Origin of the sequence: Morganella psychrotolerans (assembly GCF_001676155.1) — a bacterium.
Taxonomy (GTDB): Bacteria; Pseudomonadota; Gammaproteobacteria; order Enterobacterales; family Enterobacteriaceae; genus Morganella; species Morganella psychrotolerans.
On sequence record NZ_LZEW01000008.1, the window covers coordinates 15,086 to 25,303 of the forward strand.

General features: G+C 47.3%; 12 protein-coding genes, 1 rRNA gene and 1 pseudogene. 8 read left to right on the top strand and 6 right to left on the bottom strand.

Translation table 11 applies throughout. From position 1 onward, the window contains the following. Positions 1-132 precede the first annotated feature (132 nt). Together zntR and AYY16_RS10130 are read left to right on the top strand one after the other, a co-directional pair. Complete coding sequence (zntR, locus tag AYY16_RS10125) at positions 133-570, top strand: Zn(2+)-responsive transcriptional regulator (RefSeq protein WP_067365842.1); 438 nt, start codon at positions 133-135, stop codon at positions 568-570. A 65-nt stretch (positions 571-635) separates the two neighbouring features. Continuing rightward, on the top strand, positions 636-836 hold the full coding sequence (locus tag AYY16_RS10130) for an alternative ribosome-rescue factor A (protein ID WP_067365845.1): 201 nt from the start codon (positions 636-638) through the stop codon (positions 834-836). 4 nt (positions 837-840) lie between these two features. Here the strand turns inward: AYY16_RS10130 and mscL are convergent, their stop codons facing one another. The 5 genes and pseudogenes from mscL to def all read right to left on the bottom strand — a co-directional run bounded on the left by mscL (position 841) and on the right by def (position 5,649). Then, the gene (gene mscL / locus AYY16_RS10135; protein ID WP_067365850.1) at positions 841-1,248 is read right to left on the bottom strand and encodes a large-conductance mechanosensitive channel protein MscL; all 408 of its coding nucleotides are present in this window, start codon (positions 1,246-1,248) and stop codon (positions 841-843) included. An 86-nt stretch (positions 1,249-1,334) separates the two neighbouring features. Beyond that, positions 1,335-2,712, bottom strand: a pseudogene (gene trkA / locus AYY16_RS10140) (Trk system potassium transporter TrkA). A gap of 25 nt (positions 2,713-2,737) precedes the next feature. Continuing rightward, positions 2,738-4,021 (bottom strand): 16S rRNA (cytosine(967)-C(5))-methyltransferase RsmB, encoded by a 1,284-nt coding sequence (gene rsmB / locus AYY16_RS10145; RefSeq protein WP_067365852.1) that lies wholly within the window; start codon positions 4,019-4,021, stop codon positions 2,738-2,740. Between the two features lie 84 nt (positions 4,022-4,105). Beyond that, complete coding sequence (fmt, locus tag AYY16_RS10150; protein ID WP_067365856.1) at positions 4,106-5,050, bottom strand: methionyl-tRNA formyltransferase; 945 nt, start codon at positions 5,048-5,050, stop codon at positions 4,106-4,108. Between the two features lie 89 nt (positions 5,051-5,139). Further along, positions 5,140-5,649 (bottom strand): peptide deformylase, encoded by a 510-nt coding sequence (def, locus tag AYY16_RS10155; RefSeq protein ID WP_067365859.1) that lies wholly within the window; start codon positions 5,647-5,649, stop codon positions 5,140-5,142. A gap of 132 nt (positions 5,650-5,781) precedes the next feature. On the opposite strand from def, the gene dprA reads away from it, so the two are divergent. The 5 genes from dprA to AYY16_RS10180 are packed head-to-tail and all read left to right on the top strand — an operon-like array spanning position 5,782 to position 9,134. Continuing rightward, a complete protein-coding gene (dprA, locus tag AYY16_RS10160) occupies positions 5,782-6,897 on the top strand; it encodes a DNA-processing protein DprA (RefSeq protein ID WP_067365862.1) in 1,116 nt (371 codons plus the stop codon). A gap of 28 nt (positions 6,898-6,925) precedes the next feature. Continuing rightward, positions 6,926-7,444: a DNA topoisomerase family protein gene (locus AYY16_RS10165; RefSeq protein ID WP_067365864.1), complete on the top strand. Its 519-nt coding sequence runs from the start codon at positions 6,926-6,928 to the stop codon at positions 7,442-7,444. A gap of 16 nt (positions 7,445-7,460) precedes the next feature. Next, positions 7,461-8,033, top strand: a complete 573-nt coding sequence (gene tsaC / locus AYY16_RS10170) for an L-threonylcarbamoyladenylate synthase type 1 TsaC (RefSeq protein ID WP_067365867.1) — start codon at positions 7,461-7,463, stop codon at positions 8,031-8,033. A 22-nt stretch (positions 8,034-8,055) separates the two neighbouring features. After that, a complete protein-coding gene (aroE, locus tag AYY16_RS10175; protein WP_067365871.1) occupies positions 8,056-8,871 on the top strand; it encodes a shikimate dehydrogenase in 816 nt (271 codons plus the stop codon). Beyond that, positions 8,871-9,134, top strand: coding sequence for a DUF1488 family protein (locus AYY16_RS10180; RefSeq protein ID WP_067365873.1), 264 nt, complete (start codon positions 8,871-8,873; stop codon positions 9,132-9,134). Before aroE ends, AYY16_RS10180 begins: the two co-directional genes overlap by 1 nt. Here AYY16_RS10180 and AYY16_RS10185 read toward each other — a convergent pair. Continuing rightward, complete coding sequence (locus AYY16_RS10185) at positions 9,110-9,652, bottom strand: gamma carbonic anhydrase family protein (RefSeq protein ID WP_082970684.1); 543 nt, start codon at positions 9,650-9,652, stop codon at positions 9,110-9,112. The genes AYY16_RS10180 and AYY16_RS10185 overlap by 25 nt on opposite strands. A gap of 485 nt (positions 9,653-10,137) precedes the next feature. Here AYY16_RS10185 and AYY16_RS10190 point away from each other — a divergent pair. Further along, a 16S ribosomal RNA gene (locus tag AYY16_RS10190) occupies positions 10,138-10,218 on the top strand; the annotation flags it as partial.

Genomic DNA, 10,218 nt, shown 5'->3' on the forward strand with positions numbered 1-10,218 from the left:
TCTGTTTTTTATGAGTAGTACGGCTCAATTCCCCCTATAGCTCATATATCCTCTTATTCTTTCCGGCAACATACAAAATTTCACTATTCTGCTATTATGATCCCGCACATCAATGATGTCAGGAGATTTCTTATGTACCGAATTGGTCAGCTGGCAAAACTTGCGGAAGTCACTCCGGATACTATCCGTTTCTATGAAAAGCAGGGAATGATGGATCATCAGTCCCGGACAGATGGCGGATACCGTTTATATACAGAGCAAGACTTGCACCGGCTGCGTTTTATCCGGTATGCGAAACAACTGGGTTTTACACTGGATGCGATCAGTGAATTATTATCGATCCGTGTTGATCCTGAGCATCATACTTGCCAGGAATCGAAACAAATTGTTGATGAACGGCTCAAAGATGTGGAAAGTAAGTTGGTTGAAATGCAACGTATGCGGGATTCTTTGAAAATGCTTAGTGATGCATGCTGCGGTACGGCACATGTCAGTTCGCAATGCACTATTTTGGAGATCCTTGAACAAGGTGCTGTAGAGCCTTGTGGTTGCTCAGTAAAAAATAAATAATATGTTTTATAAATAACATGTTTTATAAACAATATTGTAAAAACAACATAGTTAATGAGGTTACTATGACAAAGTATGCGCATAAGCGCGGCATAATAAATGACAATGCCCTGGAAGCACTATTATCTGACCCGATTTTTCGTCAGCGGGTTGAGAAAAATAAGAAAGGAAAAGGAAGTTATAACCGGAAAGAAAAATTTAATAAGGCAGGTAACCGGGAGGCCGGTAGTAAACGATTCGAGGATCTTTTACTACCGGCCTTTTAGTTTATTATTTATTTTGTTCTTTTAATAAATCACGGATTTCAGTTAATAACTGCTGTTCAACCGGAGGTGCCTCTGGTTCAGCAGGTACTTCAGCTTGCTCACGACGTAATTTATTCAGCATTTTGATTGCAATAAAGATGGCAAATGCCACGATGACAAAATCAAATACAGTTTGCAGAAAGACGCCATAATTAAGTAAAACTGCAGGGGCGCTACCACTTGCTTCGCGTAGCACGACAGTGAATTGTTTGAAATCAATACCCCCGATAAGTAATCCCAGTGGTGGCATAATGATATCGGCAACTAACGAGGAAACGATTTTCCCGAATGCCGCACCGATAATGATACCGACGGCCATATCGACGACGTTTCCGCGCATAGCAAATTCACGAAACTCTTTTATGAAGCTCATAGCTCATCCCTTACCTAAATGTTAACAAGTTGTCATCTTCGAGTATAAGACCAATAACATTAACTATCAAAACATTAAGTAACTATTTATAGGAAGAATGGACTCGGTTGGAAGAGCTTTTCCACCTCGGGAACATGGCGTTTATCAGTGATAAACAGCACAACATGATCTCCTTGTTCAATACTGTGCTCGTCATTTGCAATAATTACCTGTTCATCTCTGACAATAGCACCGATTATTGTGCCCGGTGGCAGCTTAATATTGGCAATTTTTCGCCCGACAACCTTAGACGTATTTTCATCTCCGTGGGCAATTGCTTCAATTGCTTCGGCTACACCGCGGCGTAATGAGGATACACTGACAATATCTGCCTTGCGTACATGGCCAAGTAAGGCTGATATTGTTGCTTGTTGCGGGGAGATGGCAATATCAATAACGCCGCCCTGAACGAGATCAACATATGCACTCCGCTGAATGAGTACCATGGCTTTTTTTGGCGCCCATACGTTTGGCAAGCATTGCGGACATAATATTAGCTTCATCATCATTGGTCAGAGCGATAAATACATCGACTTGCTCAATATGTTCTTCTGCTAATAATTCCTGGTCAGAGGCATCACCGTAGAAAACGATGGTGTCATGCAGTAATTCTGCCAGATCCGTTGCCCGACCGGCGTTATGCTCAATCAGTTTAACGCTGTAATCTTTTTCGATACGTAACGCCAATCCGGCACCCACGTTTCCGCCGCCGACAATCATGATCCGTTTATACGGTTTTTCCAGTCGCTGTAATTCACTCATGACCGCACGGATATGTTCTGATGCGGCGACAAAAAATACTTCATCGCCAGCTTCAATAATCGTTGAGCCCTGGGGACGAATCGGTCGGTCCTGACGGAAAATTGCAACGACACGCGTTTCGATATGTGGCATATGCTCGCGTAGACTGGAGAGTGCATTCCCGACCAGGGAACCGCCATAGTAGGCTTTTACTGCCACAATACTGACCCGGCCCTCGGCAAAATTAACAACCTGTAATGCACCGGGGTATTGGATAAGCTTATAGATATTATCGATAACCAGTTGCTCAGGCGCTATCAGGTAGTCAATCGGAATGGCTTCGGGCAGAAATAATTTATCCGCCTCACGTACATATTCGGACGATCGGATCCGCGCTATCTTATTCGGTGTATTAAATAAGGTATAAGCGACCTGGCAGGCGATCATATTCGTTTCGTCAGAATTGGTCACCGCCACGAGCATATCGGCATCTTCCGCGCCCGCTTCCCGAAGCACGCGGGGATGTGAGCCGGATCCATTGATAACCCGGAGATCGAATTTATCCTGTAGCTGGCGAAGCCTGTCCGGATTGGTATCCACAACAGTAATATCGTTGTTCTCATCAACTAAGTTTTCAGCCAGTGTGCCGCCGACTTGCCCGGCACCGAGAATAATAATTTTCATATAAATGATCGTCCGGTTTTGTTTATCAGCTACGTTTAGTCAGTTTAGCGTAAAAGAACCCGTCTCCGCTCTGTGCATCCGGCAGCATCTGATAACCGGATACCGGCGTGTCAGTTAATATCGCATCACTGTGAACAGACAGGAAATGATTTACCTGATGAATATTTTCTTCCGGTAATACGGAGCAGGTCGCATACACCAGTGTTCCGCCGGGTTTGAGATATGGCCAGATTGCGTCGAGAATTTCCCGCTGTAGTGCTGCCAGCTCATCGATATCACTGTCACGGCGCAGCCATTTAATATCAGGATGCCGTCTTATAACCCCTGTCGCGGAGCAAGGGGCATCCAGCAGGATACGATCAAACATTTGTGATTCTGCCCATTGCTCCGGATAACGTCCGTCACCGGTTTTGATGATGGCGTGCTGTTTCAGCCGCTGTAAATTTTCATTCACCCGCGTCAGACGTTGTTTATCCACATCAACAGCCATTACGTGTGCGTGGGGAGCTATCTCTAAAATATGCGTGGTTTTCCCGCCGGGCGCTGCACATAAATCTAAAACAGTTTCATTATCCTGCGGATCTAACAGAAGGGCGCAGCCCTGTGCCGAGCTGTCCTGGACTGTCGCCCAGCCTTCAGCAAATCCCGGCAGGTCAGTGACCGGACAAGGTATTGCCAGGCGAAGTGCATCCGGGAATGCAGGGTTATAAAAGGCGTCAATTCCGGCTTCTGCCAGTAATGCCTGGTAGGCTGGTGCAGAATGATGATTACGGTTAATTCGCAGCCACATCGGTGGCTTTTCATTGTTCGCGGTTATGACCAACTCCCATCTATCAGGGTAAGCAGCCTGAATACGGGAGAGTAACCATTTCGGATGCAGCCAGCGGCTTTCTGAATTGGCAAAACGCTCAGCAAGTTGCGGCTCCTGGCGCTGAAACTGGCGCAATACGCCGTTAATCAGTCCTTTTAACTGTGGTTTTTTCAGTACCACTGCGCCGTTTACTGTCTCTGATAATGCCGCATGAGGCGGAATTCGGGTATAACGGAGCTGATAAAGCCCGGTTAAAATCAGATAGTGCAGCACGCGCTGCTTTCCGGTCAGGGGTTTTGCCATTAATTGCTGAGAATACCACTCCAGCTCAGGCAGAACCCTCATCACGCCAAAGCATAACTCCTGAAGGAGTGCTTTATCTTTCGGATTAATATCCCGCTGATAGTCAGGCAGGATAGCACTGAGAGATTGTCCCTGATCCAATACCTGGCTGATGGCTTTGGCTGCAATACTGCGTAAGTTATAACTGTTTTTCATTGTTGTTCCGGTGCGCCGGCGATAATGATGAAGAGAAGGCGTGGCCGGCATACCACCGGGGCTGTTGCCGGCCACGGAACATAATTAAAGTGTGTTGCCGGGGATAAACCACTCTTTACGCGAATTCAGGATATCAGTTGCTGACATCGGTTTTTTACCGGCGGGCTGTAATTGCGTCATATTCAGAATGCCGTCAGTCGTTGCGATTTGTATACCGGACTTATCTGCACGGATGATTGTTCCGGGTGCCGCAGTGACAGGTTCTGCTATTACATCTGCCTGCCAGACTTTTACCGGTTGTTCATCAATGACCAGATAACTGACCGGCCACGGATTGAATGCGCGGATGCAGCGCTCAAGCTGTGCTGCGGATAAATTCCAGTCCAGACGGGCTTCTTCTTTGCTCAGTTTTTCTGCATAGGTTACCAGCCCGCTGTTCTGCGGTTCCGGCTGCAATTCGTTCCGGCAAACCAGTGATAATGTATGCAACAGCGCCTGTGGTCCGATATCAGCCAGTTTTTCATATAATGACGCACTGGTATCTTCTGCGGTGATATCACATGCGGCTTTATACAGCATATCACCGGTATCCAGACCGGCATCCATCTGCATAATGGTAACACCGGTTTCAGCATCTCCGGCCCACAGGGCGCGCTGAATAGGTGCGGCTCCCCGCCATGCCGGCAGCAGTGAACCATGAACATTCAGGCAACCCAGGCGCGGAATATCCAGCACAGCCTGTGGTAAAATCATCCCGTAAGCTACGACAATCATGATGTCGACCTGCTGTTCACGGAGCCACTGATGATTCTCTTCTTTGCGTAATGTTGCCGGCTGAAATACAGGAATATCGTGCTGCTGTGCCAGTTCTTTTACCGGACCTGCGGTGATCTTTTTTCCGCGTCCGGCCGGGCGATCCGGCATGGTTAATACGCCAACGACGTCATGCTCTGAGTCAATCAGTGCATTCAGATGGCGAGCGGCAAAATCAGGCGTTCCTGCAAAAATAATACGTAATGAATCTGACACGTTGCTTTCCTGTAAGAATAATAATGCCACAAACAGTTACAGCGCCGGAGCACTATAGCGGCATGTGGCAGGTAAAAGGCCGCCGGGTATTATGAACGGCCGTTGAGCCTGTCCAGTTTCTCGACTTTCTGGCGGATGCGCTGACGTTTCAGCGCAGAAAGGTAATCAACGAATAATTTGCCTTCCAGGTGATCCATTTCATGCTGAATACAAATGGCCAGTAAATCACCGGTTTCCAGCTCGAAAGGCTTGCCATTATAGTCAAGCGCCCTGATTTTTACATGCTCAGCACGCGGTACAAACGCCCGCTGTTCAGGAATTGATAAACAGCCTTCTTCAATTCCGGCTTCCCCGGATTTTTCAATCAGCTCCGGGTTAATCAGTACCAGGCGCTCGTTTCGTTCTTCGGATACATCAATCACAATAATGCGCTGGTGGACATCAACCTGAGTCGCTGCCAGCCCGATGCCTTCCTCTTCATACATTGTTTCAAACATATCATCGACGATCTTTTGGATCGCAGCATCGACTTTTTCGACAGGCTTTGCAATCTTGCGAAGCCGCTCGTCGGGATAATGTAATACAGTTAATAACGCCATAGATTTTTTTCGTGTTCTATCTAAAAAAATGGATGGAAATTAATGTCTATTCTAGACAGTTATCAGCCTGATTGACAGTATTGCACATAGCGGATACCGCATTTTTATCACAGGCTCAGCCGGGATGGCAGGATGGACGAAAAGGAAATTTGGTTACGCCTGGCGTGTATCAGGCGGTTAAGTACACATCATGCCGTTAGTGTGGCGAAAACACTGACGGAGATCTGCTCACAGAAAAAAGCACAGATCCAGCGGCAGTTACACCATTGCGGATTAACACTGGCGCAATGTCAGCAGTTTATGAATGTGAACTCGTCACGGCTGAAAACAGCACTTTTATGGACTGATTTACCGGGTAATTCAATATTGCCTTTGTCATCACCACACTATCCATTTTTATTAAAGCAGATCTATTCTCCCCCGACTGTGCTTTTTGTGGCAGGGCAGTGTACAGAGTTGTCTGCACCGCAGGTCAGTCTGGTGGGCAGTCGTGCCACAACCCATTATGGTGAGAAATGGGCAGAATCATTTACCCGTCATCTGGTGCAGCACGATCTGGTGATAACCAGCGGGTTGGCTGCCGGAATTGACGGATGCTGTCATCGCGCGGCACTGGCGGCGGGCGGGAAAACTATCGCGGTATTAGGTAGCGGGCTTTCTCATATTTATCCCGCAAGACACCGGCAACTGGCGGAAACAATCACGGAAAAGGGGGTGCTTGTCTCCGAATACTTTCCGGATATCCCTCCGCTGGCAAAAAATTTTCCCCGCCGTAACCGGATTATCAGTGGGTTAAGCCGATTGCTTATTGTGATTGAAGCCGGTAGGCGGAGCGGATCACTCATCACCGCGCAATGTGCACTGGAACAGGGGCGGGATGTTTTTACCCTGCCGGCGGTACTGGGGCATCCGGCTTATGAAGGTAACCACTGGCTATTGCAGCAGGGCGCGTATATTGCGACTGCACCATCTGATATTACGGATCATCTCGCGTTGGATATGCAGTGGCTTCCATTGCCGGAGATACAGAAGGTTAAAGAAATTAAAGAAGAAGAGGCGATTGCAGAGCAGGAAGAGTTGCCATTTGCACATGTGCTGATTAATGTGGATGATGAACCCACTCCGCCGGATGTTATTGCACAACGGTGTGAACTGCCGGTCACTGAGGTGACCACACAACTGCTGCAGCTTGAGTTATCGGGTAAAATAGCCGTGGTCAGCGGGGGGTATATCCGCCTGCATAAATAAAGCGGCATTGGCGTAAGGTGAAATTAAAATGTCAACATCAACAGCAGAGTGCTGTCCGCAATGTGGCGGACAACTTGTAATCCGCAATGGCGCTCACGGGCCTTTTTTCGGCTGCTCTGCTTATCCTGAGTGTGACTATATCCGTCCGTTAAAAGCAGGTACTGACGGGCATATTATAAAAGTGCTGGACGGACAGCTGTGTCCGCAGTGCGGAGGAACGCTGGTTTTGCGTCAGGGGCGGTATGGCATGTTTATCGGATGTGGTAATTATCCTGAATGTGAATATGTGGCCTCTATGAATTCACCTGACGAAACAACAATGGCTTGCCCGCAATGCCATGACGGAAAGCTGCTCCAGAGAAAATCCCGGTTCGGAAAAACATTTTATGCCTGCAATCGTTATCCTGCATGCCAATTTTCAATTAATAATCAACCGGTTGTTGGTGAATGCCAATATTGTCATTATCCGCTGCTGGTGGAAAAGAAGACGGCTGCGGGTATAAAATTAAGTTGTGCGAGTAAAGCCTGCGCAAAACAACAAAAATAACAAAATGAGAAGAATGATGAATTATAATGACACAGCAAGTAATTTTGATGGAATCATAAATGTACTGAATAATCAAAAGGTTATTGCATATCCGACCGAGGCGGTATTCGGCCTGGGTTGTGATCCGGATAGCGAAAAAGCGGTAATGGCATTGCTGGATCTGAAGCAGCGCCCGTGGGATAAAGGCTTAATTTTAATCGCTGATAATTACGATCAGGTAAAACCCTATATTGATGATTCGCGACTGACAACTGAACAACGTGATGCAATGTTTGCAACATGGCCGGGTCCGGTTACCTGGGTTATACCGGCAAAATCAACAACGCCAAAGTGGCTGACCGGGCGTTTTGACTCTCTGGCTGTTCGTGTGACTGACCATCCGGTGGTAAAAGCATTATGCTCAGCCTATGGAAAGCCGGTTGTTTCGACCAGTGCAAATCTGAGCGGTTATGAACCCTGCCGGACAACAGCTGAAGTGAATCAGCAGTTTAACGGACGCATTCCGGTGGTGGATGGTCTGGTCGGCGGGCGACAGAATCCGTCTGAAATCCGTGATGCACTGACCGGGCAGTTATATCGTCAGGGCTGACAGAATACCAAAAGGACCCGGAATGAAAAAATTTGTTGTTTTTGGTCATCCCATTGCACACAGCCAGTCACCGTTTATTCATCAGGAATTTGCAAAGCAATTTGGCATTGAGCTGAGCTATGAGCGGATACTCTCTCCGCTGGCCGGTTTTCGTGATTGTGTTTCTGCTTTTTTTGCGGATGGCGGGCTCGGCGCTAATGTGACACTGCCTTTTAAAGAACAGGCTTATGCATTATCAGATGAACTGAGTGAGCGGGCTCAAATTTGCGGAGCCGTAAATACACTGCATCTGAAAGAAGATAACCGGATATTTGGTGATAATACAGATGGTGAAGGGCTGGTAATTGATCTCCAGCGCCTGAATTTCATCCGCCCGGGTGAGAAAATTTTACTGATAGGGGCTGGTGGCGCAGCCCGGGGGGCATTATTACCATTGTTACGGGCGGGCGGTACGATCACTGTCACAAACCGGACATTAACTAAGGCACAATCCCTGGCGGAACAATTTTCCGTATATGGTGATGTTCGTGCAGTGGCCACAGATAAAACAGATACAACCGGTTTTTCTCTTATTATTAATGCAACATCATCCGGTGTTGATGGTGGTGTACCACAGATCCCGGTATCGTTGCTGAATAACACAGTTGCCTGCTATGACATGTTTTACCGCACAGGTTTGACACCGTTCCTGCAACTTGCGGTGGATAATGGCGTGGTGCGCTATGCTGACGGGCTGGGAATGCTGGCGGGACAAGCTGCATTCGCCTTTAAGTTATGGCACGGTGTTTTACCGGATATTGCGCCGGTACTGGCTCAGCTTAAACAGAGGATGACATAATGAATCAGTCAATTCAGTTTCCTGACCGTGAATCCCGGGATGATGACCAGCAATGTATTATCTTTCCTGTCATGATTAATGGTTTTCTGTCTGATTGCTGTGTATCCGGACAATATCTGCAATCCCGCTACGGGGCAGATATTGACGAAGATATGCTGGCTCTCTTCCGCCGGAACCGTTGGGATCTGGAGGAAGAGTTCGCGGAGTTTATTGAAAAGGACGGAGCAGAAGAATCACCTTACCGGTTACCCTGCGACAGATAATCGTTTTTCCACATGACATAGTTATCTGCTGAATGCTTCAGTCCTTCATATTCTTCCGGTTTCAGCGGGCGGGCGGCTTTTGCGGGGCTGCCTAAGTAAAGGTATCCGCTTTCCAGTCGTTTACCGGGAGACACCAGACTACCTGCGCCGATAATGACATCATCTTCAACGATCACGCCATCCAGCAGAATCGAGCCCATCCCTACAAGAACACGATCCCCTATAGTACAGCCGTGCAGCATTACTTTGTGGCCGACCGTCACATCAGCACCAATAATAAGAGGATGACCAGCCGGGTTATCGTCGGACTGATGGGATACATGTAAAACAGAACCATCCTGAATATTTGTACGCTGTCCTACCTGAATGTAGTTTACATCCCCGCGTGCCACGACAAGAGGCCAGATACCGACATCATCTGCTATACGAACATCACCGATAATGACAGAAGAGTCGTCGATCATGACATTTTCACCAATAGATGGCGTTAATGTCAGATAAGGGCGGAGTTTATTCACAAGTATTACCTCTGTGTATTAATGAGTTTCAGTGATCTTAGCCAGAGAGTTCACCGCAGGCAATGTAACTTTTGGGCTGAATTGCCGAAAAATACGACTCAATGCTCAAAAGACAAACAGTCAGTAAGAAAATTCAAAAAAAAGAGTTGTGCAAAAATAAAAGCTCCCTATAATGCGCCCTCACTGACACGGAACAACACGCTGACAAGCGCGCCGACAGTAGAGAAAAGCGAAAAAAGTTGAAAAACAACGCTTGACTCGAAGGGGCTGAAAACGTAATATACGCAGCCTCGCAACAACGCAGAAGACCGGCAACGGCAGCGGGTGTTTGCAACGCTCTTTAACAATTTATCAGACAATCTGTGTGGGCACTCACAGGACATATCGCAAAATATTATTTTTGAGAAGTCTTGAAGAGTGACCAAAACAGCAGCTTCGCAAGAAGCAGCAGTAAACAGTTTATTTCTTTGAGCATCAGACACTTTTAATTGAAGAGTTTGATCATGGCTCAGATTGAACGCTGGCGGCAGGCCTAACACATGCAAGTCGGGCGGTAACAGGGAGAA

Excerpts from the sequence above, each read along its gene's own strand:
- AYY16_RS10180 (WP_067365873.1), top strand. The coding sequence starts at position 8,871 with ATGAATCAGTCAATTCAGTTTCCTGACCGTGAATCCCGGGATGATGAC.
- mscL (WP_067365850.1), bottom strand. The coding sequence starts at position 1,248 with ATGAGCTTCATAAAAGAGTTTCGTGAATTTGCTATGCGCGGAAACGTC.
- AYY16_RS10130 (WP_067365845.1), top strand. The coding sequence starts at position 636 with ATGACAAAGTATGCGCATAAGCGCGGCATAATAAATGACAATGCCCTG.
- aroE (WP_067365871.1), top strand. The coding sequence starts at position 8,056 with ATGAAAAAATTTGTTGTTTTTGGTCATCCCATTGCACACAGCCAGTCA.
- dprA (WP_067365862.1), top strand. The coding sequence starts at position 5,782 with ATGGACGAAAAGGAAATTTGGTTACGCCTGGCGTGTATCAGGCGGTTA.
- def (WP_067365859.1), bottom strand. The coding sequence starts at position 5,649 with ATGGCGTTATTAACTGTATTACATTATCCCGACGAGCGGCTTCGCAAG.
- tsaC (WP_067365867.1), top strand. The coding sequence starts at position 7,461 with ATGAATTATAATGACACAGCAAGTAATTTTGATGGAATCATAAATGTA.
- AYY16_RS10165 (WP_067365864.1), top strand. The coding sequence starts at position 6,926 with ATGTCAACATCAACAGCAGAGTGCTGTCCGCAATGTGGCGGACAACTT.
- rsmB (WP_067365852.1), bottom strand. The coding sequence starts at position 4,021 with ATGAAAAACAGTTATAACTTACGCAGTATTGCAGCCAAAGCCATCAGC.
- zntR (WP_067365842.1), top strand. The coding sequence starts at position 133 with ATGTACCGAATTGGTCAGCTGGCAAAACTTGCGGAAGTCACTCCGGAT.